This is a genomic window from Pseudoalteromonas sp. SWXJZ94C, from assembly GCF_015864385.1.
GTDB lineage: Bacteria > Pseudomonadota > Gammaproteobacteria > Enterobacterales > Alteromonadaceae > Pseudoalteromonas.
The window spans coordinates 1-23,046 of record NZ_JADYXF010000024.1; the positions used below are offsets into that span (position 1 = coordinate 1).

At 38.2% G+C, this 23,046-nt stretch carries 14 protein-coding genes and 1 pseudogene; 7 read left to right on the forward strand and 8 right to left on the reverse strand.

Annotation, left to right across the window (positions count from 1 at the left end; all coding sequences use genetic code 11):
* The 7 genes and pseudogenes from I6F65_RS11670 to I6F65_RS11700 form a co-directional block, all read left to right on the forward strand.
* Positions 1-111: pseudogene (locus I6F65_RS11670) on the forward strand (IS5/IS1182 family transposase); the annotation flags it as partial.
* A gap of 329 nt (positions 112-440) precedes the next feature.
* The gene (locus I6F65_RS11675; protein ID WP_197112996.1) at positions 441-1,766 is read left to right on the forward strand and encodes an outer membrane beta-barrel protein; all 1,326 of its coding nucleotides are present in this window, start codon (positions 441-443) and stop codon (positions 1,764-1,766) included.
* A gap of 12 nt (positions 1,767-1,778) precedes the next feature.
* Complete coding sequence (locus I6F65_RS11680) at positions 1,779-2,924, forward strand: FecR domain-containing protein (protein WP_197112998.1); 1,146 nt, start codon at positions 1,779-1,781, stop codon at positions 2,922-2,924.
* Between the two features lie 39 nt (positions 2,925-2,963).
* On the forward strand, positions 2,964-9,113 hold the full coding sequence (locus I6F65_RS11685; RefSeq protein ID WP_197113000.1) for an Ig-like domain-containing protein: 6,150 nt from the start codon (positions 2,964-2,966) through the stop codon (positions 9,111-9,113).
* 3 nt (positions 9,114-9,116) lie between these two features.
* Complete coding sequence (locus I6F65_RS11690; protein ID WP_197113002.1) at positions 9,117-9,950, forward strand: MBL fold metallo-hydrolase; 834 nt, start codon at positions 9,117-9,119, stop codon at positions 9,948-9,950.
* A 20-nt stretch (positions 9,951-9,970) separates the two neighbouring features.
* Complete coding sequence (locus I6F65_RS22055; protein WP_197113034.1) at positions 9,971-12,190, forward strand: CHASE2 domain-containing protein; 2,220 nt, start codon at positions 9,971-9,973, stop codon at positions 12,188-12,190.
* Positions 12,162-13,823, forward strand: coding sequence for an HD-GYP domain-containing protein (locus I6F65_RS11700; RefSeq protein ID WP_024609435.1), 1,662 nt, complete (start codon positions 12,162-12,164; stop codon positions 13,821-13,823). The genes I6F65_RS22055 and I6F65_RS11700 overlap by 29 nt, the downstream gene beginning before the upstream one ends.
* Before the next feature lie 350 nt (positions 13,824-14,173).
* Here the strand turns inward: I6F65_RS11700 and I6F65_RS11705 are convergent, their stop codons facing one another.
* The 8 genes from I6F65_RS11705 to iscR all read right to left on the reverse strand — a co-directional run bounded on the left by I6F65_RS11705 (position 14,174) and on the right by iscR (position 22,877).
* Positions 14,174-15,601: an NAD-dependent succinate-semialdehyde dehydrogenase gene (locus tag I6F65_RS11705; protein WP_197113003.1), complete on the reverse strand. Its 1,428-nt coding sequence runs from the start codon at positions 15,599-15,601 to the stop codon at positions 14,174-14,176.
* A gap of 1,892 nt (positions 15,602-17,493) precedes the next feature.
* Positions 17,494-17,832, reverse strand: coding sequence for an ISC system 2Fe-2S type ferredoxin (fdx, locus tag I6F65_RS11710; protein ID WP_024610528.1), 339 nt, complete (start codon positions 17,830-17,832; stop codon positions 17,494-17,496).
* 11 nt (positions 17,833-17,843) lie between these two features.
* Complete coding sequence (gene hscA / locus I6F65_RS11715; RefSeq protein WP_166111898.1) at positions 17,844-19,706, reverse strand: Fe-S protein assembly chaperone HscA; 1,863 nt, start codon at positions 19,704-19,706, stop codon at positions 17,844-17,846.
* Between the two features lie 41 nt (positions 19,707-19,747).
* The gene (gene hscB / locus I6F65_RS11720; protein ID WP_024612843.1) at positions 19,748-20,275 is read right to left on the reverse strand and encodes a co-chaperone HscB; all 528 of its coding nucleotides are present in this window, start codon (positions 20,273-20,275) and stop codon (positions 19,748-19,750) included.
* Positions 20,276-20,386: 111 nt separating this feature from the next.
* The gene (gene iscA / locus I6F65_RS11725; RefSeq protein WP_007377674.1) at positions 20,387-20,710 is read right to left on the reverse strand and encodes an iron-sulfur cluster assembly protein IscA; all 324 of its coding nucleotides are present in this window, start codon (positions 20,708-20,710) and stop codon (positions 20,387-20,389) included.
* Positions 20,711-20,719: 9 nt separating this feature from the next.
* The gene (iscU, locus tag I6F65_RS11730; protein ID WP_007377675.1) at positions 20,720-21,103 is read right to left on the reverse strand and encodes a Fe-S cluster assembly scaffold IscU; all 384 of its coding nucleotides are present in this window, start codon (positions 21,101-21,103) and stop codon (positions 20,720-20,722) included.
* A 41-nt stretch (positions 21,104-21,144) separates the two neighbouring features.
* Positions 21,145-22,362 (reverse strand): IscS subfamily cysteine desulfurase, encoded by a 1,218-nt coding sequence (locus I6F65_RS11735; protein ID WP_024612844.1) that lies wholly within the window; start codon positions 22,360-22,362, stop codon positions 21,145-21,147.
* Between the two features lie 23 nt (positions 22,363-22,385).
* Positions 22,386-22,877, reverse strand: coding sequence for a Fe-S cluster assembly transcriptional regulator IscR (iscR, locus tag I6F65_RS11740; protein WP_024612845.1), 492 nt, complete (start codon positions 22,875-22,877; stop codon positions 22,386-22,388).
* Positions 22,878-23,046 lie beyond the last annotated feature (169 nt).

Here is a 23,046-nt window from a genome sequence, read left to right on the forward strand (position 1 = left end):
ATCAAACAATATAGAGGGATAGCTACAAGGTATGAAAAGCTTGAACGGAATTATCATTCCATGCTCGCTTTAGCATTTACTATGATGTGGCTACCAATGTGGGCTGATTAATATATATACTACAAAGATCAACAGCCCCTAATCAACACCTTAAATAATTAAAATCTCCCATTTAAATACAGCTATTAAATCAATGTTTAATATACTTTTAGAACTAAAATACTTAATCAGCGCGCTCTTTTTATGTGATTAGTTTGAAATAAATATTAAATGTGTAAAATTCAACCTATCATCTAATAACAATTAGTTAACTAATGTGTTTGTATTAATCATATATAAGTACACAAAGTGCTAGAAGTACACAAAGTGCTAGGTTTCTATTTTAAGCGCCATTTTTATTGATGATGCGTTCAAACTTTTTATGGGATATAAAATTAAGCATGATTAAACAGGTATTAGGATATTTTCTGTGCGGCTACTTGGTTGTACTCAGTTTTAGCTCGGTAGCTAAAGATGATAACGAATACAATAAATTACTGATTGAACTAAAAGAATTAGTTTCTGAAAAAAAATATTCACAGGCTTATCAAAAAAGTAGTGATCAATATCAGTACTTAGGTGAACCTGCTTATGATTTTTTACTTGGTGTTTCTGCACTTAACTCAGGTCACACATCGCCTGCGGTGTTTGCCTTTGAACGTGTAGTAGAAAACAGCCCTAGATGGTATGAAGCTCGGCTATATTTAGCTAGAACCTATTTAATGGTCGACAATTTACCAGCAGCTAATACTCAAGCTTTAATTCTTATTAACTCATCTCAAACATCTGATAACGTAAAAAAATCAGCGCAATCGCTATTAAGTTCTACAACCTTTAAGCAACAACAAACTGGACGTTTTTATACCCAAAATGTTGAATTTGCTCTTGGCGTGGACGGTAACGTTAATGCAGGTACAGCAGAAGATACAATTATTATTCCTGACATAGGTGAGTTTTTATTATCTCCAGAGAGTAAAAATACACAAGATAACTATGCGCGATTAAATTATAGAGGTAAATACTCACACCCTATCAATCAAAAAAGCTTAGTAACTTTAAACATTAATGCTGGATGGTATAAATTTGCTGAGTTGAGTCAATACGACCGTATTAATGCCCAGATAAATGCTGCTTATCAATATAATCAAAACGATATAAGTTGGTACGTGCAAGCCGGTGCAGCTCCATTAATGCTTGATGGTGAACTTTATCGTACTGAATCAGCTTTAACCGCAGGCACTAACTTTAAGCTAAATAAGCAAGTTAATTTATTTGGATCTGTAACCGCTGGGATAATGAACAATAGGTTTGATGAAAAGCTAGATAACTCATTTTATGCAATAAATGCAGGCGCTAGCTATGCAACTAGCCGTTGGTTTCAAAGCTTGAGTGTTAATGCAAAAAATGAAGAAGCGGATATAACAGAAGGTGAATTTAATAGCCGCAATATTACTAGCTTGTATTACCAAGCTAACACTCAATTAGCTAAGCAATGGCAATTACTGTCAATTGCTGGATACCAATGGATTAATTATCAAGATGATCACCCTTTATTTTTACAAGAACGTGCCGATAACCTCTTTATGCTCTCAACAACTGTTCGTTATTTAGTTAATCGCGATTTAGCAATACAGCTAGCTGCCAATTACCAAGATAAAACCAGCAATATTTCTTTATTCGAATATGACCGTTTAGATATTAATTTAAGCGCATCTTACTCATTTTAATTTAAGGTACTTATGAAACATTTACTCCCTGTAATTACCACTTTACTGTGTGTGAGCTTTTATACACAAGCAAGTGAGCCTGCTGGTAAAACTATTTTAGCTCGTGGCTCTGTATTAGCTGTTGATGGAGACTCTGAACTGCAACGAAAGTTACAACGCAGAGATACTGTATTTGGTGTAGACCGAATTACCACTGGTGAAAAAAGCAAAGCCCAATTCACAATGTCAGACGGCGGTTTAATTGCTTTAAAAGAAAATTCAGAGCTAAATATTGCTAACTACGAATTTGATAGCAATGCCCAACAAGGGTCTGCATCTATTGAGTTACTCAAAGGTGGTTTACGTTCTATTTCAGGGGTCATTAAAAAAAATGGTGGCTCATATAATGTAAAAACCCCTGTTGGCTCTATTGGTATTCGTGGAACTCACTTTGAGGTTCAATTAGTTAATGGCGATGTATTTTTAGCTGTATGGGATGGCGCGATAGATTTAACTTTAAAAAATAATGACGTGGTTTCTTTAGGTCACAATGAGGCGTTTTCGTTTGCACAAATTACTGCTTCAGGTGAAGTATTAACTACAACCCGTGCAGCAAACGTTTTTGACCAAAACATAGTCGCTATTGATTCTAAAAGTGATGACGATAAAGAAGAGTCTGAGCAGAGCTCTGTTGCAGAGGTAATTGAACCTGAAATTATAGATATTATTGATATTATTGAAACGGATTCAGGCATTGCTGATGTTTATTCTGAGCAACAATTTCAAACTGTGAGTAATGCATCTTTAATTGATCAGATTGCACAGCGCCAAGGTGTTTTTAACTATCAGGCATCAAGCTTTAATATAGATTCAAGCGCGGGTGCAGTAAGCGATTTTTCTATGATGATGGCTGTCGATTTTGATAATGGTACTGTTCCTGATGGTGAAATTAGCTTTAATGATGCTAACGGCAATTGGTACGCGGCTTATAGCGGGCTAATTAACCTAAGTAAACTTGATTTAGCCGTTACCTTTGCCTCCCATGCTAATAACAAAGCTGAAGGTAATGTTGAGGCTATTTTTTTAAATGACTTAGACACAATTTCAGGCAGTTTTAACCTCAACGAAATAAATAATCCAGATGTAAATGCTACTGGTTCTTTTAAATTAGAACCATAAACACATTGGATATAAAGCTTTTATTATGGAGTATTTAAAATGACAGCAAAAAAAATATTTTTGCTTGGTTCTATGGTGTTTTTGTTAAGCGCTTGTGGTGGCTCAGAAGAAAGCTCAACGCAAGAAGCTGTCCAATCACCAGAAGCGGTTGAAATAAGCCCACTAGCTGTTACTAGCTATGTAAATTTAGCTGGCGTTATAGCAAGTAGCCAAACCACACAAGCAAAAGTGTTAGGTGCTGTTACATCAAGTAGAGGTATTGTTAGTCCAACAATTGCTAATGCACAGGCTAACATTGTTTTTTCACAGGTAAACGAAACAGTGCAAGGTAACGTTTCTTTTTTACTTGAAGCCTCTGATTCTGATGGTATTGCTGAAGTTAATTTAGTACTCCCTAGCGTAAACAAAAGCATATCGCTTTGCTCTTCTGAATGTGGTTTTGACTATGAACAGTCTATTATAGGTCTTAGCCCTGCACTTTATGATGTAACTTCTGGTGAGTTACGCTTAGAAATATGGATAACTGATACTTTAAATAACCAAGTACTTGCTGATGCGATCACTTTTAGTTGGCAGCCATATCAAATTGAAGGTGTAACAGCCCAGCGTAACGGCGGAAATATTAGCCTTTCATGGCAGCCAAATTCAGAACTTAATCGTTATAACGTTTACCTTGCGACTCAAGCTGGTGTTTCACCTAATAACATTAATGATTTAGAAAATGGGCAGCAGTTTTTAAGCATTTTAGATACCACATTAAACGTTACGCAGTCGCTAATAGATAAAAGTTACCAAGTACTGGTTACTGGTATTGATGGCAGTGGTGAGAGTGGTTTTTCTAGCACTATAAATATAGCGCCAGTTGGTGGAGAGCTTGCTTTTTCGCCAGAAGCTACTGCTGATCAATTTCAAACAAATGAAGATCAACCCCTTCAAGGCAACGTATTAATAAATGACACAAACCAATACACTGGTGAGTTGCGCGTAAATACAGATACATTAATATTGCCACAACATGGCACCCTTAATATAAACGAAGAAGGCGATTTTACTTATACCCCAGCAGCTAACTTTAATGGTGAAGATGCTTTTAGTTATGAAGCTATTAATGAACTTGGTTTAGTAGATACCGCCGTTGTAGAAATTACGATACAAGCAGTAAATGATACCCCTGTTGCACTTGATAATATTTATAGTATTGCAAATGATGGAAGCTTAGTTGTTTCATCGCCTGGTTTATTGATCAACGATAGCGATATTGATCTAGATAGCTTAATTGTAGATACAACCCCTGTTAGCGAGCCTGAGCGAGGAGAATTAACACTTTTTGAAGACGGTAGCTTTGAATATCAAGGCGAGCAAAACATGCAAGGGGAAGATAGCTTTCAATACCGAATTATTGATGCTCAGGGTGCACAAGCAGTTGCCCGCGTAACGATTGTAAGTTCAAACACTAACATAGCGCCTATTGCCACAAACGACAGCTACAGTTTACGCGAAGATAATACATTACTTGTTACAGCCGCTAATGGCGTATTGAGCAACGACACAGACCCTAATGATGATAGTTTTTCTGTTGATGAAGATTTTATTGTTGCTCCTATCCACGGTCAATTATTATTGGCGATTGATGGCAGCTTTAGTTATATACCCGATGCTAACTTTAATGGTGTGGATCAATTTCAATATAGAGCAATCGATTCTCAAGGCGCGACTGCAATTGCAACGGTGACTTTAATAATAAACAGTGAGCCTGATAACCCTGTTGCACAAGATGATGCGTATCAATTTAGCAGAAATAAATTATTTGAAGCGACAGTGCAAAATGGTCTGCTAATTAACGATTTTAATATTGAGCCTGGCGATCTTTTTGTTAATACCACCGCTATTACTACCACTCAAAATGGCGAACTGACATTAAATATTGATGGCTCTTTTACTTATCAACCGAATTTAGATTTTGTTGGTGTAGATAGCTTTACTTATTCAGTCTCGAACGATCAAGGTTTAAGCGCAACCGCTCAAGTAATATTAAGTGAAAGCGGAGTAAATACCTTCCCAAGTGCAAATGACGATCTATTTACTTTAGAAGAAGATAGCCCTACTACATTACTTAATGTATTAGCTAATGATACTGATGCAGATGGCGATACAATTACTATTTCCAATGTAGAAAACACTGTTGGTGAAGTGACTATTGTAAACGAGCAAATTGAGTTTACTCCACCAGCTAACTTTTCAGGTGAAATAGTACTAACTTACACAATTATTGACGGGTTTGCAGTTGGTACACCTGGTGCAAGTGATACCACGGCAACAGTTACCATTACTGTTACACCAATTAATGATGCCCCGATTGCAAATACTGATTCAGTAACAACGAGTGCAGATTCACCAATTGAAATTGATGTACTTGCCAATGATAGCGATATTGAAGGAAGTAACTTAACTATTGTTTCTGCTTCTGTTGCCAGAGGCAGCGTTGTTGTTACAAATAATAAACTCACTTATACACCTGTTTTAAACTCTTCAGGAGTTGAGGTGATTAGCTATACAATTACTGATGGTGTGAGTAATTCATCAAGTACAGTTTCTGTTACTATAATTACAACATCGAATAATAACCCGCCTGTGGTAAATAGCGATTCAGCAACGAGAAACGAAGATGCAGCCCCATTTCTAATTGATGTATTAGCCAATGATACTGACCCTGATGGCGACAGCCTTGTAATAAGTGCAGCGTCTGTTGATACTGGTTTAGTATCGGTGGTCAGTAATAGAATTCAGTATACAGCCAATGCTAACTTTAATGGTGTAGCCACCGTTACGTATACTGCAAGTGATGGCAACGGTGGTGCAAACTCTACAATATTGTCTATTACAATAACACCGGTAAACGACAGCCCTATAGCTAATGCAGATTCAGCAACAATGGATGAAAATGCATCACCTTTTCTAATCGATGTACTCGCTAATGACTCAGACCCTGATGGTGATAACCTCACTATAACCGCAGTGTCTGTTAATGTAGGAGCGGTGTTGGTAATAAGTAATAAAATTCAGTATACAAACGATGCTAATTTTAATGGCGTAGCTACCGTCACATATACTGCGAGTGATGGTAACGGCGGTACAAGCTCTACAACTTTATCTATTACCATTACGCCAGTAAACGATAGCCCTATAGCTAATGCAGATTCAGCCACAATGGATGAAGATGCAGCACCTTTACTAATCGATGTACTCGCTAATGACTCCGACCCTGATGGCGATACGCTAACTATTACAGCGGCTACTGCCGATAGTGGCTCCGTATCAATAGTAAGTAACAGACTACAATATACACCACTAGCAAATGCCAATGGTGTAGTTAGCATAAGTTACACCGTAGACGATGGTAATGGTGGCACTAATACTGGCAGTTTATTAATTACTGTTACACCTGTAAACGATGCTCCAGTTGCATCTGATCAGAGCTTTAATATTAGTGAAAATGCAACTGATGGTGACAACATTGGCACTATTAGCGCTTCAGATATTGAAAGCCACAATTTAAGCTACAGCCTTGTTAGCGGCAACACTGCTTTATTTGATATAAATAGCACCTCGGGATTGTTAACGGTAAAAGGTGTACATCCATTTGATTTTGATACCACTTCACAATATACATTGAGTATTGGTGTAATCGACGATGGTACACCAAGTGAAACAACGACAATCAGTATAACCATTAATATAAATGATGATGCTGATCCGCTTATTCCTGTTGAAGACGGAACTTTTGGTCGCCCTATTACTGGCGATTTAGAACTTTCTGGTGTTTTTTCGAGCGGTGAGTTCAATGATAGCATTGTGCTAAATAATAATATTTACTTTGTTGGTCTTAGCAACAACGACGATAAAGATATTGTTATTGCCTCGTATACAACAAGTGGTGCCCTAAATACTGCATTTAACAACGATGGAGTAAAAGTATTAGATTTAGCAAAAGATGAAGAAGCCACTGCGATTATCTCTGATGGTACAAGCCTCTTTATTGCTTACTCTAGCTTTGATGGCACTAATACTGAAGCCTGCCTTTTAAAAATGAGTACCACTGGTGTATTAAGTAGTGACTCTGGTGATAATGATTCAGGTATTCGTTGCACGACTCTGGCAGGCACTTTAACTATAAATGACCTTGAGTTTAATGATGATAAAATTCAAGCCGTGGGTAAAGCCTTTAACGGTAATGATGATGATAGCTTATGGATAAAGTACGATAGATCTTCATTAGAGTTTGAAGCAGGTAGCCCTAAAATAGTCGATGTTAGCGGTGCAAACAGAGATGATGAAGCGTTTGCTATTAAACACTTTGATAGCTCTGATCTAATGGTTGTTGGTAGCGTAACGAATCTTAATGGCGATAAAGACATACTTATTCGCTATTTAATCTCTGATGGTGAAAACAGCGGTAGTTTTAACAATGGTTCAGCATTTACATTTGACCTATCAAATAACAATAAAGATGATGAACTGTTTGCAATTGGCGGTGCTAAAGACATTAATTTCACTGCACTTGCGGGCGGTTACGTAACTCGTAACAGTGGTGAAAAAGAAGCTGTTGTTTTAGCAATTGATAAAACCGGTTTACTTGTAACGAGTTTTGGCAATGCCGGCACTGCAATTTATGATATTGATGGTAATGGCGGCAGTGGAAATGGTGGAGCGGATATAACCGGCATAAAATATGAACCTATCAAAAATGAAATTATTTTGTCAGGCACAACTGGGATTTCAGCTACTGAAAAGTTATTTTCTGCGCGAATTCTAACTGCTGATGGTTCACTTGATAGTGCTTATGGGGCATCAGGAATTAATATTGTTTCGGGTATTAGTGGTAAACAATTTGCCAAAGCAGCAACTATAGATTCAAACGACACCGTATGGATAGCTGGTGTTAATGACGACTCAAACACAAAACCTTTTGTTACTGCGATAGACGACCAAGCTGCATTATTTACCAATTTTGCTGATGTTGGCTACCTTACTTTTAATACTATAAGTGCGGAATCTGACGATCAATCAATGCAGGTTTTACAACTTAGTAATGGCGTGCATGCAGGTAAGTATATTCTTGCATCAACAGCTCAATCGAATTCAATTATTAAGTTAGTATTAACGCGCTTTACAAGTGCAGGCTCTATAGACGCAAGCTTTAGTAAAACAGGTCACAAAGAAATCGCTATTGACTTAAGTGCATCTGATATAGCTTTAGCTGAGCTAAATACCGGAAGCTTAGTAATTACAGGCTCTAAAAACAAAACCGACGGTGAAGAAGGCTTTGTAGCTAAAGTTAATCAAAATGGTGATTTAGATACTTCATTTGCAACAGATGGTATTTATTCAACATCAATCACTGGCGCCGAAAAACTCAATCTAACTGGCTTAGCAATTGATGATGGCAATATTGTTGCTATTGGCTCTACAGTGATGTCAGGTACCCCTAGAGCATTTATTATGAAGCTTGAGTCGGACGGCTCACTTGAGGATGACTTTGGTGACGATGGAGTAATACTAGGCTCACCTTTTGAATACTATGAAAGCATATATATTAATAATGACGATATTTTTGTTGGTGGTAAATCTGTATCGGGTGCAACATCTGAGCTAATAGCTTTAAAGCTTAACTCTGACGGTAACCAATTATTTAGATATACCGGCGAAACCACGACAGACACTGACAATAAAATGGTGTCGATATTAGCTGATAACTCAAGCAAGCTCTATTTAGTTACTAACTTTGTTGATACTCCAAATAAGGCAAGTGTTATTAGATTACTGGCATCTGGTGCAATAGATAATAGCTTTGCAGTAAATGGAGTCGGTCAGTATGTTCTAGCCTCTACTGGCGATACAGAGGTAAGAAGTGCAACTCTTGATAGCAGCAATAATATTATATTAGCTGGTATGAGTAATAATAAAGGAATGTTGGCTCGTATTTTAGCTAACGGCGCTATAGACACTACATTTGGAGAAAATGGTTCTGGGTTTTATGAAGCAAGCCAATGTGTAAGCACGCACGCATTTACCTCAATAATTTTACAAAGTGATACCCAAATAGTGGTTAGTAGCATTTGCAGTAATGGGGTTTCTAATAATGTAAGTATTTCTAAGTTTAATTTTTATGCCGGTGGAGTTAAGCCTTAATTTATGAAAGTTGAATTTTTTGGAGTGCGAGGCTCTATGGCTTCGCCGGGAAGCAATACACACATTTTTGGAGGAAATACCTCATGTGTGTATATTGAACAAAATAATGGTAAGGATCTTATTTTAGACTCTGGTACCGGTATTGTAGAGCTCGGTACGCGTTTGCTCGAAAAAGAACACCCTATAACTATTTTGCTTACACATAATCATTGGGATCATATTCAAGGTTTTCCTTTTTTTAAACCTATTTATCAACCCAACCGCGATATAACTATTGCAGTGGGCAACATTGACGATAAAAAAACTGAAGATGCTATATTAAAGCAAATGAGCGGCTCATATTTTCCTGTTTGCTATCAGGATCTACCCGCAAATATAACCCTTAACACCGCTTTATCATCGCAAAAGCAATTTACTATTAATGATTTTTCGGTTTCGACCGCGCTATTAAATCACCCCGGAGGCGGCACAGCATACTGTGTTAAAGCTGACGAAATAAAAGTTGCTTACGTTACAGATAACGAACTCAGCCCACCAGAAAAGGCAAAAACTACTATAAGCGAATGGGTTGATTTTATTAAAGGAGCTGATTTACTTATTCATGATGCTCAGTTTATAGATGCCGACTTACCGCTTAAACATGGCTGGGGACACAGCACCATAGATCAGGTTGCTGAGCTTGCTATAAAAGCGGATGTAAAAAATGTGGTTATTATTAGCCATGATCCTTCAAGAACTGATGAACAGTTATTAGCTATAGAAAAACATTTACACACATACTACGGGCAACAAGTAAAAATAGAGTGCGGCCGAGAAGGACGAGTTTTTGATTTTTAGTCTATCAAGGAGCTGTAGTCATTAGCTCTTTAAAACCAATTATTTCAAAACATTTTTTTATTGGCGCTGCCATTACACTATTAATTGCATCGATCGAGCTCTTCTCGACAGGATCACTAGCAAAACTAATTAACCGTGTTGAAGGAATAATATACGACTCTCGCCTGTCACTAACGCTCTCGGATACACCAAGGCGTGTTGATGAGTCTGTCGTAATAATTGATATTGATGAAAAAAGCATGCAAGAACAAGGTCGATTCCCGTGGAGTCGATCTAAAATAGCTGAACTAGTTATAAAACTAAGCGATGCAGGCGTTGTTGTAATTGGCTTTGATATATTTTTTTCTGAACCAGAAGTAAATCCAGTTACAAAAATCATCTCTGAAATCCCTGATTTATCAAAAAAATATAATATCCCTCTTGCCGTAATTAAACAGCAAGTAGATGCTGATACAAAGCTAGCAAACGCACTATCTCAAAATGATACCGCTCTTGGGTTTTTATTAATTAACGATAAACTTAGTCACCATAGCTCGCCTGCTAAAAGCAGTGTTTTGTGGAAAAACACTGATCATGCAAATTCACAAATAAATCAATTTTCTAGCGCTATTGTAAATATCCCTAAGCTGCAAAGTGCTGCAACAGGTACCGGTTTTATTAATGCACACAGCGACGAAGATGGCTTTATCCGAAAAGCAGCGCTTGTTAACCGAGTTGGTGAACAACTCTACCCTTCTTTAGCACTTGAGGTAGCTCGGCTTTATACACTTGCCAAAAACATAGAAACCCGCTCCACTATATTGGATGATATAACTTTATTTGAAGGTATAAAATTTCAAAACAAATGGATTCAAACTGATGAATATGGGCAAATACTAATTCCTTATAAAGGTCGTGCACATAGCTTTCCCTATTACTCTGCCACAGATGTACTTACTCAAAAAGTGGGTTTGGAAGAACTAGAAGGAACAGTTGCTTTTATTGGCACCTCAGCTATTGGCTTAGCTGATTTAAGGGCAACACCTGTTGGTTTACAATATCCAGGTGTTGAAATACATGCCAATATATTTGAAGGATTAATGCATCCAGAAATACTGCCCTCAAAACCTAACTGGACTTTAGCTGCTAGCTTACTCATTATTATACTAATAGGCAGCGTATTATCGTTTTTTAGTTATGGAAAAAGTGCACGTTTTATCATTGTTTTATCACTTGTTATTACATGCGCGGCAGTATTATTAAATATTTATTTATGGTCAATACAAAAGGTTAGCTTGCCTTTATTGATGCCACTTGTGCTTATAACAATATTAGCCAGTTATTATATTGTTGTTGGGTCAATTGCTGAAATGAAACACAGCCGAAAAATTAAGTCTATGTTTGACCAATATGTCCCTCCTGAACGTATAAACCAGCTTATACAGCAAGGTAATGATTTATCTCAAAAAAGTGAACGACGAAACATGACGGTATTATTTGCCGATATTCGTAGTTTTACTTCGTTATCAGAAAACATGTCGCCGCACTTGTTAAGCGAATATTTAAACGAATACCTCACTGCTATCACTAAAATAATATTCAGCCATGACGGTACTATTGATAAATACGTAGGCGATATGGTGATGGCATTTTGGAACGCACCATTAAAAGATGATAACCATGCTCAGCATGGTGTTGAAGCAGCAATAAACATGATTAAAGGGCTAACCCACATTAACGTATTATTTGTTGAAAAAAACCTGCCGGCAATAAAAATTGGGATTGGTTTAAGTACGGGCGACATGAATGTAGGTGATATGGGCTCGATTTATCGTAAAGCCTATACAGTACTTGGTGATACTGTTAATTTAGGTGCAAGAGTAGAAAGCTTGACCAAGTATTACGACGTGTCTATTCTAGTTACTGAGGAAACAATGCTAGCATGTTCGGATATTACATTTCGTTTGATAGATAAAGTACAAGTTGTAGGAAAGACAACTACAGCACTGTTATTTGAGCCGATTGATTTTACAAAAAAACTAAATACTGATCAGTTAGCTGAAATAAAAAAATCATTAGTAGCAATAACATGCTTCCATAATAAAGATTGGAAACAAGCCCTTTTATTATTTAAAGAACTAGAAAGAACATCGTTATTTAATTCTCACGTATACACTATTTTTATTAAGCGAATCCAAGAAAGTGATTTGCAAACACTCGCACAGGATTGGAATGGCGCCTTTATACATACAAAAAAGTAGTAAAAATATGCCTCAGCACATTAAAGATAAAACATATCTTCATCACTTTATCGATATCAGTATTAGGCTAACAACTGAGAAAGATTCAAGTAAGTTACTTGATGAAATATTGCAAGTTGTTATGGCTATATCCAACTCCGATGCTGGGTCTATCTACTCTATAACAGATGATAAAAAGCTAAAGTTTGAAACAGTAATTAATAAATCGTTAGATCTCTACTTAGGTGGTCACTTAGGAAACCCTGTCGACTTTCCTAGTATTGATCTTTTTATTAATGGAGAAGAAAATGAAGCTGCGATAGTTGCCCTCGCTGTTAATTCAGGCAAAGTAATTAATATTCCTGATGTTTATGATGCACTGCCTTTTGATATGAGCGCAGCGCGTGAAATAGACGCACGCACTGGCTATCGAACTAAATCAATGTTAACAATTCCATTAAAAGATCATAACGACGATATTATTGGGGTTATTCAGCTTATTAATGTGAAAGATGAGAACGATCAGATAATTCCTTTCAGTGAAGATCTTGTCACTCTAATCCGATCTTTTGCCTCTTTAGGTGCTATTTCATTAACTAATTCCACATTAATTAAAGATATGGAAGTGCTTTTTTCAACTTTTGCGGAAGCTATCGCAATGGCAATCGATGAAAAATCACCTCATACAGGAGGTCACTGCAAACGAGTGCCAGCACTAACGTTAATGCTTGCTGATGCGGTCCATGAAATAGATAAAGGTCCACTTGCCGAATTTACAATGAGCCCTGCTGATCGCCATGAGCTAAACGTTGCGGGATGGCTACATGACTGTGGGAAAATTGCTACGCCAGATCACATCATGGAAAAGTCGACCAAGTTAGAAACTATTTTTGACCGTATAGCGTTTATTGACGCTAAGTTTGAAATTATTAGCCGTGATTTAGAATTATCTTATCAGCAGCAAATTATCTCTGCACTGAAACAGAATAAGCCAATTGAAGTTTTACAATTTGAACGATTACTTGATACTGAACTTAAGCAATTAGCATTAGATCGTGCATTATTGCAAAGAGTGAATATTGGAGGGGAATTTTTAGGTGAAGAAGAACAAGCCCATATAATAAGAATATCAAAACAGTATTCACTAAAAATAAATGGCGAACAAACACCATTACTTACTGCCGATGAAGTTGAAAACCTAATGATACGACGTGGCACACTTACACAAGGTGAGCGTGACGTAATGAAGCGTCATATGGATATAACTAAAAATATATTAGATATTCTGCCGTTCCCTAAACACTTAAGTAATGTAGCTGAGTATGCGTTGGGTCATCATGAAAAGCTAGACGGTACAGGCTACCCTCGCGGATTAACGAAAGATCAAATGTCGGTGCCTGCTAGGCTGATGGCTATTACTGATATTTTTGAAGCACTTTCGGCTGTAGATAGGCCTTATAAAAAAGCAAAACCGGTAAGTGAATGCTTAAATATTTTAGGCACTATGGTTAGTAATAACCACCTTGATCCTGATATTTTTGCTGTTTTTATTGAGTCTGAAGTATACAAGCAATATATCAATGAATTTGCTAACCCAGAGCAATTGGATAAGGTAGATTTTGACAAGCTTCCAGGCTATACCCCCATAAATTAGTATACTGAACTTATAAGTTTAAAATTACTCTTCTGTATTTAAGCTAATAAATAGAAAGTTTATGAATGTTGGGTATTGAGGCTTTAATTAGAACAAAAAAATGCCACCTTACGGTGGCATTTACACACGGGGTTATTTCTACTTATAGAAATCCTTTTACTTTTTATTAGTTTTTTAATGTTGTTTTATTAACAAAAAATATGCATCCAAAGGTAGCATTTAGCGCTATTGGTAGCAACAGTAAAAGGGAAAGTTCATATATCTGCCATATTAATGTAATAAAAAAGTGTGGATAAATGGATAAATCAATGACAAGCACGAAGTAATTTCGTGCTTGAGTGAGCTTTTAATTATATTTTAATGCAGACGTATTTCTCTTCTAAATACTCATCAAGCCCTTGATGCCCGCCTTCGCGCCCTAAACCTGATTGCTTAACACCACCAAACGGCGCCACAGGATTTGATATAACGCCTTCATTTACGCCAATCATACCAAATTCAAGCCCTTCACTAATACGGTAAATCTGCTTTATATCTTGGCTATAAAAATAGGCTGCTAAACCATAAGGTACATCGTTAGCAAGTGCGAGAACTTCACGCTCTTCATCAAAAGGAATAACCGTTAACACTGGACCAAATACTTCTTCATGATAAATGTCCATTTCGGTCGTCACGTTATTTACAATTAGAGGGTTTTGAAAGCTCCCACCTAAATCGCTGTTATCACCGATAAGTGTCGCGCCTTTATCAAGTGCATCTTGCACTAGTTGTTGCACTTTATCTTTAGCTTTAGGGTAAATAAGCGGACCTATATCAACATCATCTTCTAATCCATTCGCTACTTTTAACGCCGCTACTTTAGGTGTGATTTTTGAGAGTACCTCATCGAGAATATTACGCTGTATAAAAATACGATTTGCCGCTACACATGCCTGACCACTATTTCTAAACTTAGCCGCCATCAACCCTTTAATTGCTTCATCTAAGTTTGCGTTGTCAAAGATAATAAAAGGAGCATTACCACCAAGTTCCATTGAGGTACGTTTAATAGTATCTGCACATTGTGATAGTAACTGCTTACCTACTCCAGTAGAGCCGGTAAATGTAAATTTACGAACAACCTCTGAATCGGTCAGCATTTTGCCTACTGTTTTGGCATCCTGTGATACTAATACGTTAAATGCACCTTTAACAAAACCGGCTTGATCGGCTAGATAAGCAAGTGCGATAGCACAAAGTGGTGTGTGCTCAGAAGGTTTTAGTATAAAGCTACAGCCCGCAGCGTAAGCTGGTGCTACTTTTCGAGTAACCATAGCAACAGGGAAGTTCCACGGTGTTATGCCTGCTACAACACCTACTGGCTGCTTAAAACTAGTTAAACGATGGGAGTTATCTGTTGGGGGAATAACATCACCGTAACTACGCTTTGCTTCTTCTGCAAACCATTTTATAAAACCGGCACCGTAATCTATTTCGCCCAATGACTCTTTAAGTGGCTTGCCTTGCTCTTTAGTCATAAGTTCAGCAAGTGTTTGCTTATGCTTTATAACAAGCTCGTACCAGCGCATTAGTGTTTCACTTCGCTCGGTTGCGTTGGTTTTTTTTAGTTTAACAAAAGCACCTTGGGCAGCATTAATTGCATTATTTACGCCCTGCTCGTCGATATCACTTACATCAACTATGCTTTTTTCGGTAGCGGGATCGTTAACGCTAAAGTGCGTATTCGTTTTATAAAATTCACCGTTAATAAATGAGTCTGAGAAAGTTAAATTATTCAAAATAGATCTCCTAAAGGCTGCGTATAAAATTACAGGTACGTGTTAATTTAGTAACAAGCGAGGTGTAAAACCTCACCTACATCAACACATACACCAAACTTGTAGGTGCGAATTTATTTCGCGCTCATATAACTTGGCTTTAATGCCGCTTTAATAAAAACAAAGCGAGGTGTAAAACCTCACCTACACCAATACATACACAAAACCTGTAGGTGCAATTTATATGGCGCTCATGTAATTTGGTTTTGATGTCGCTTTAATGCCGCTTTAAAACAAACAAAGCGAGGTGTAAAACCTCACCTACATCAGCACATACACCAAACCTGTAGGTGCGAATTTACTTCGCGCTCATGTAACTGCTTTAATTCAGCTTTAATGCGGCTTTAAAACAAACATAGCGAGGTGTAAAACCTCACCTACATCAATACATACACCAAACCTGTAGGTGCGAATTTATTTCGCGCTCATGTAACTGCTTTAATTCAGCTTTAAAAACAAACATAGCGAGGTATAAAACCTCACCTACATCAACACGTACACCAAACTTGTAGGTGCGAATTTATTTCGCGCTCATGTAATTTGGCTTTAATGCGGCTTTAATAAAAACAAAGCGAGGTGTAAAACCTCACCTACATCAGCACATACACCAAACTTGTAGGTGCGAATTTACTTCGCGCTTATGTAACTTGGCTTTAATGCGGCTTTAATAAAAACAAAGCGAGGTATAAAACCTCACCTACATCAATACATACACCAAACCTGTAGGTGCGAATTTATTTCGCGCTCATGTAACTGCTTTAATTCAGCTTTAAAAACAAACATAGCGAGGTATAAAACCTCACCTACATCAGCACATACACCAAACCTGTAGGTGCGATTTTATATGGCGCTTATGTAACTGCTTTAATTCAGTTTTAATGCAGGTTTAATTTAGTAACAAGCGAGGTGTAAAACCTCACCTACATCAACACATACACCAAACTTGTAGGTGCGATTTTATATGGCGCTCATGTAACTGCTTTAATTCAGCTCTAATGCTGCTTTAATAAAAACATAGCGAGGTGTAAAACCTCACCTACATCAGCACATACACCAAACTTGTAGGTACGAATTTATTTCGCGCTCATATAACTTGGCTTTAATGCCGCTTTAAAACAAACATAGCGAGGTGTAAACCTCACCTACATCAACGCATACAACAAACTTGTAGGTGCGAATTTATTTCGCGCTCATGTAACTGCTTTAATGCGGCTTTAATAAAAACAAAGCGAGGTGTAAACCTCACCTACATCAACGCATACAACAAACTTGTAGGTGCGAATTTATTTCGCGCTCATGTAACTGCTTTAATGCGGCTTTAATAAAAACAAAGCGAGGTGTAAACCTCACCTACATCAACGCATACAACAAACTTGTAGGTGCGAATTTATTTCGCGCTCATGTAACTGCTTTAATGCGGCTTTAATAAAAACAAAGCGAGGTATAAAACCTCACCTACATCAACACATACACCAAACTTGTAGGTACGAATTTACTTCGCGCTCATGTAACTTGGCTTTAATGCCACTTTAATAAAAACAAAGCGAGATATAAAACCTTACCTACATCAGCACATACACCAAACTTGTAGGTGCGAATTTATTTCGCGCTCAGGTAACTTGGCTTTAATGCCGCTTTAAAAAAACATAGCGAGGTATAAAACCTCACCTACATCAACACATACACCAAACTTGTAGGTGCGAATTTATTTCGCGCTCATGTAACTGCCTTAATTCAGCTCTAATGTAGCTTTAATAAAAACAAAGCGAGGTATAAAACCTCACCTACATCATCAATACAAACAAAAAAGCCGCTGTATCAAACAGCGGCTTTTAAAAATAAATCGTTAAAAACTAGTGCTCTTCATTAACGATATTGAGATTGTACTTAGGTATTTCAACCACTAAGTCTTCATCTCTTATGATTGCTTGGCAACCAAGACGCGATTCTGGCTCTAAGCCCCATGCTTTATCTAGCATGTCGTCTTCTAGCTCATCACTTTCTTGTAGTGAATCAAATCCTTCACGAATTACTAAGTGGCATGTAGTACACGCACATGATTTTTCACACGCATGCGCAATACTAATACCGTTTTTAAGTGCAGCATCAAGCACTGTTTGACCACTTGGCGCTTCAATTGCGGCGCCGTCAGGACACAATTCAGGATGTGGAAGAAAAACAATTTGTGGCATTCTAATCTCTCTTAAATGTTGTCTACTGACTGCCCTGTAAGGGCTTTTTTAATTGATGCATCCATTCTGCGCGATGCAAAATCGCTGCTCGCATTATCGACTTTTTCGATAGCTGCTTTTATTTCGTTTGGCTCTTGAGCATTTTCGCGTACTTTTACAAGCTCTGCAATTTCTGCTCTTAAATTAGCTAACTGCATTTCATCAAGTAATGCTCCATCGGTTGCAAGTGACGCGTTCAGCGCCTCTATAACTCGAAGTGCTTCTACTTGTTGCTCTTTAAGCATACGTGCTTGCATATCGCCTTTGGCATTGCTCATCGACTCTTTTAGCATATTTGCAACTTGGTCGTCAGATAAACCAAACGAAGGTTTAACCTGAATTTCAGCTTGCACACCTGTTGATTTTTCCATTGCAGATACACTTAATAAACCATCTGCATCTACTTTAAAGGTCACACGAATATGCGCAGCACCTGCCGCCATTGGTGGAATACCTTTTAAGCTAAATTTAGCAAGCGATCGACAATCATCAACAAGCTCACGTTCGCCTTGCAGTACATGCAACGACATTGCCGTTTGACCATCTTTAAATGTAGTAAATTCTTGCGCGCGTGCCACTGGAATAGTGGTATTGCGAGGAATGATTTTTTCAACCAAACCGCCCATAGTTTCAAGGCCAAGCGACAATGGTAAAACATCAAGTAACAACATGTCAGAATCAGGCTTATTGCCAATTAACACATCAGCTTGAAGCGCTGCACCAAGTGCTACAACACGATCGGGATCGATTGAAGTAAGTGGCTCTTTATCAAAAAAGCTTTTTACTTGGCTGCGTACAAGTGGCATACGGGTTGAGCCGCCTACCATAATAACTTGCAGTACTTCGTCGTTTTCTATGCCAGCATCTTTTACAGCACGACGACAAGAACGAAGTGTTTTTTTAACCAGTGGTATAGCTAACTCTTCAAACTTTTCGCGCGTTACTTCAACCGTGTACTTTTGATCGTCAAACTCAAGACCCACATTTACTTTTGCATATTGGCTAAGTGCTTCTTTACATGCTTTAGCTTTATTTATAAATAAACGTAAAACTGAAGGAGATAAACCGGTAACACCTGTTTCTTGCTTAAGGTAATCAACTAATAAAGAATCAAAATCGTCGCCGCCTAAGCTTGAGTCTCCACCTGTTGCAAGCACTTCAAACACACCTTGGTGTAAGCGCAGTACTGATATATCAAACGTACCACCACCTAGGTCATAAACAGCAATTATACCTTCCTGACCTGAATCTAAGCCGTAAGCTACAGCCGCTGCTGTTGGCTCGTTTAATAAACGCAGTACATTAATACCAGCTAATTCAGCAGCATCTTTGGTGCTTTGGCGCTGTGCGTCATCAAAGTATGCAGGTACTGTGATTACAGCACCTAAAATTTCTTGGTTACCAAAGCTTTTTTCAGCTCGCGCTTTTAATGCACCTAAAATATGGCTAGATGCTTTAATTGGGCTAATTTTTCCAGCTGCAGTTTCAATAGCTAATGCGCCATTGTATTGGCAAAAATCATACGGTAATTGACCATAGCTCTGCTCTATTTCGGCTTGAGTTTTACCCAAAAAGCGTTTAACCGAAATTAGTGTATTAGCAGGATCTTGCGTTGCAGCTTGTACAGCTTCTGCACCAATAGTAATACCACCTGCTTGATAACGAACAACCGACGGTAACATAGACTCGCCAAACTCATCTGTTAGCGTTCGTGCTTCGCCACTTTGCACAGTAGCTACCAATGAATTAGTTGTACCAAGGTCAATACCTATCGCTAATTTATGTTCGTGTGGTGCCGCGCTCTGCCCCGGCTCAGCAATTTGCAATAATGCCATAATGCTCTTTAAACTCGTGTTGCTCGCTTTGCAGCAAGTAATTAATCGTCAAATAAACTGTCTTCAATGCGTTCAAGTTCGTCACGTAATTTGTAAACAAATTTTAGTTTACGAATATTATCGGCAGCGAGTTGGTACTGCTGCTCATCGTTGCTTGCTAATTGCTCTGCAAGTTGTGCACTGTATTGTTCATTGAGTTGTTTGATTTGTTTTTCAAAATTAGCAATCGCTGTATCAGGGTCATTCGCTGATTCAAGCTCTTCTAACTCTTCGCGAAGTTCCATCTGTTGCATTAAGAACATAGGATCTTGCAAGGTTTGCTGCTCAGCACGAATATCAACACCTAACTCACTTAGCATATATTCAGCACGCTTTACTGGGTGCTTTAATATTTGTAGTGCGTCATTAATTTCAGCAGCACTTTGTACAGCCATTAACTTATCGCGACTGCTCGCGTTTGCATGTCTGTCTGGATGCACAGTACGTTGTAGCTCTAAATAGTGTTTGTTGATCGTTACTAAATCAATATTGTAGTCAACTGGTATTGCAAATAACTCAAAATAGCGCATAACTTCAACCAATAAAATTCAGAAATTAATTTCAAAAATAACAAAGCCCTACAATTACTGGCAGGGCTTATTTATACCCAAGTAACTTAGGTATGAGAAACACATTTAAGCTTAAACGGTAAAGCTTTCGCCACAACCACATTCGTCAGCTTGATTAGGGTTTCTAAATTTAAACCCTTCATTCAAGCCTTCTTTGGTGTAGTCGAGCTCTGTGCCGTCGATGTAAACTAAGCTTTTAGCGTCAACAATTAATGTAACGCCTTTAGCTGCAAAAGTTTCATCGTCTTCGTTTAAATCGTCAACAAACTCAAGTACATAAGCAAGACCTGAACAGCCCGTCGTTTTAATGCCAACGCGCAGGCCTAAACCTTTACCGCGGTTTGCTAAAAATGATTGTACGCGGTTTGCTGCCGCATCTGTCAATGTCACTGCCATGAGAGTCTCTTACTTCGCTTGTTTACTTTTATAGTCTGCAATTGCTGCTTGAATTGCGTCTTCTGCTAAAATTGAACAGTGAATTTTCACTGGTGGTAATTCTAGCTCTGCACTGATATCAGTGTTTTTAATTGTCGCAGCTTCGTCTAGCGTCTTACCTTTAACCCACTCTGTTACAAGTGAAGATGAAGCAATTGCACTGCCACAACCGTAGGTTTTGAATTTTGCATCTTCAATAACGCCTTCGGCAGATACTTTAATTTGCAATTTCATTACGTCACCACATGCTGGTGCGCCTACCATACCCGTTGCCACTGACGGATCGTTCTTATCTAGAGTACCTACGTTACGTGGGTTTTCTACGTGGTCGATTACTTTATCACTATAAGCCATTATTCTATCCTCATTACCTGCTAGGGTATGTGCTCACACTATTAGTGGTGAGCCCATTCAACTGAATCTAAATCAATACCTTCTTGATGCATCTCCCAAAGTGGAGACATTTCACGTAGGCGACCGATAGAGTTTTTCATTAATTCGACGGTATAATCAATCTCTTCTTCGGTAGTAAAGCGACCAATACTAAAACGAATTGAGCTATGCGCTAATTCGTCGTTACGGCCAAGTGCACGTAATACATAAGAAGGCTCTAAGCTTGCAGATGTACAGGCTGAACCTGACGATACTGCAATGTCTTTTACTGCCATAAGTAACGACTCACCTTCAACAAAGTTAAAGCTGATGTTTACAATACCTGGTACTGATTGGTCTTGCGTGCCGTTAAAGTATACTTCGTCCATATCAGCCATAATACCGTCGATTAAACGATTACGTAATGCGCTGATGTGTGCGTGATCTTTTTCGAAATCTTGCTTAGCAATTTTAAACGCGGTACCCATACCTACTAATTGGTGAGTAGCTAAAGTACCAGAGCGCATACCACGTTCATGACCGCCACCGTGCATTTGCGCTTCAAGGCGAGCACGTGGTTTACGACGAACGTAAAGTGCACCAACACCTTTAGGACCATACACTTTATGTGCTGAGAACGACATAAAATCAACTTTAAGCTGTTGCATGTCGATTAATACTTTACCTGCGCTTTGTGCTGCATCTACGTGGAACATAATTTTACGTTCGCGACACATTTCGCCAATAGTTGCGATGTCTTGAATTACACCTAGCTCGTTATTAACGTGCATGATGCTTACAAGTACTGTGTCGTCACGCATTGTGTCAGCAAGTTTTTGTAAATCAAGTAAGCCGTTTTCTTCAACGTCCATGTAAGTTACTTCAAAACCTTGGCGCTCAAGCTCACGACATGTGTCGATTACTGCTTTATGCTCAGTTTTAGCGGTAATAACGTGCTTACCTTTCTTTTTGTAAAACTGTGCTGCACCTTTAATAGCAAGGTTATTTGATTCAGTTGCACCCGAGGTGAAAACAATTTCACGTGGGTCTGCATTAATTAAATCAGCAATATCTGTACGCGCCTGATCAACAGCTTCTTCTGCTTGCCAACCGAAACGGTGTGAACGTGACGCAGGATTACCAAACTTACCGTCCATTGTTAGGCATTGCATCATTTCTTTAGCAACACGTTCATCAACAGGCGTAGTCGCTGCGTAATCTAAATAAATCGGTAACTTCATTTCTCTCTCCGCTGCAGGTCAACCTAAAGTTGACAGCTTACTTGAATGTTTTCCAACTGCTTAATTGCATTATTAATACTATTATCTTGGCGTGATGCAATTTCTTTCACATCAGATTTTTCCACCAATTCAGCAAGGGTAATATTATTTAAAAATTCTTCTATTCGAGCACTTAAATCTGACCACAAATTATGTGTTAAACAGCGCATGCCACTTTGGCAACCAGTGTCGGCGCCTTGGCAACGTGTTGCATCTACCGACTCGTCCACTGCGCTAATTATATCACCGACAGAAATAACGTTTGTTTCTCGTCCGAGTAAATAACCACCACCAGGACCGCGAACAGAACTTACTAGTCCATTTTTACGTAGGCGGGCAAATAATTGTTCAAGGTAAGACAAAGAAATTTCTTGTCGCTGTGAAATATCAGCAAGGGCTACAGGACCTACGCCTGTGTGCAGTGCAACATCAAGCATAGCTGTAACGGCATATCTGCCTTTTGATGTTAACTTCATAATGCCCCCTGCACTTGAGAGTGCAAATTTTAATTACCAGAGTAAATTAGTCAAGTATTATCACTTGATAAAAATTTGATTTAGAAACTCTTAATTTAAAAATTAGAATTAACAAATTTTTAATACTTGACCTCTTTGGTCAAGTATTACAGCTATTGTAATTACCTGA

Excerpts from the sequence above, each read along its gene's own strand:
- I6F65_RS11675 (WP_197112996.1), top strand. The coding sequence starts at position 441 with ATGATTAAACAGGTATTAGGATATTTTCTGTGCGGCTACTTGGTTGTA.
- I6F65_RS11680 (WP_197112998.1), top strand. The coding sequence starts at position 1,779 with ATGAAACATTTACTCCCTGTAATTACCACTTTACTGTGTGTGAGCTTT.
- I6F65_RS11685 (WP_197113000.1), top strand. The coding sequence starts at position 2,964 with ATGACAGCAAAAAAAATATTTTTGCTTGGTTCTATGGTGTTTTTGTTA.
- I6F65_RS11690 (WP_197113002.1), top strand. The coding sequence starts at position 9,117 with ATGAAAGTTGAATTTTTTGGAGTGCGAGGCTCTATGGCTTCGCCGGGA.
- I6F65_RS11700 (WP_024609435.1), top strand. The coding sequence starts at position 12,162 with ATGGCGCCTTTATACATACAAAAAAGTAGTAAAAATATGCCTCAGCAC.
- fdx (WP_024610528.1), bottom strand. The coding sequence starts at position 17,832 with ATGCCACAAATTGTTTTTCTTCCACATCCTGAATTGTGTCCTGACGGC.
- hscA (WP_166111898.1), bottom strand. The coding sequence starts at position 19,706 with ATGGCATTATTGCAAATTGCTGAGCCGGGGCAGAGCGCGGCACCACAC.
- hscB (WP_024612843.1), bottom strand. The coding sequence starts at position 20,275 with ATGCGCTATTTTGAGTTATTTGCAATACCAGTTGACTACAATATTGAT.
- iscA (WP_007377674.1), bottom strand. The coding sequence starts at position 20,710 with ATGGCAGTGACATTGACAGATGCGGCAGCAAACCGCGTACAATCATTT.
- iscU (WP_007377675.1), bottom strand. The coding sequence starts at position 21,103 with ATGGCTTATAGTGATAAAGTAATCGACCACGTAGAAAACCCACGTAAC.
- I6F65_RS11735 (WP_024612844.1), bottom strand. The coding sequence starts at position 22,362 with ATGAAGTTACCGATTTATTTAGATTACGCAGCGACTACGCCTGTTGAT.
- iscR (WP_024612845.1), bottom strand. The coding sequence starts at position 22,877 with ATGAAGTTAACATCAAAAGGCAGATATGCCGTTACAGCTATGCTTGAT.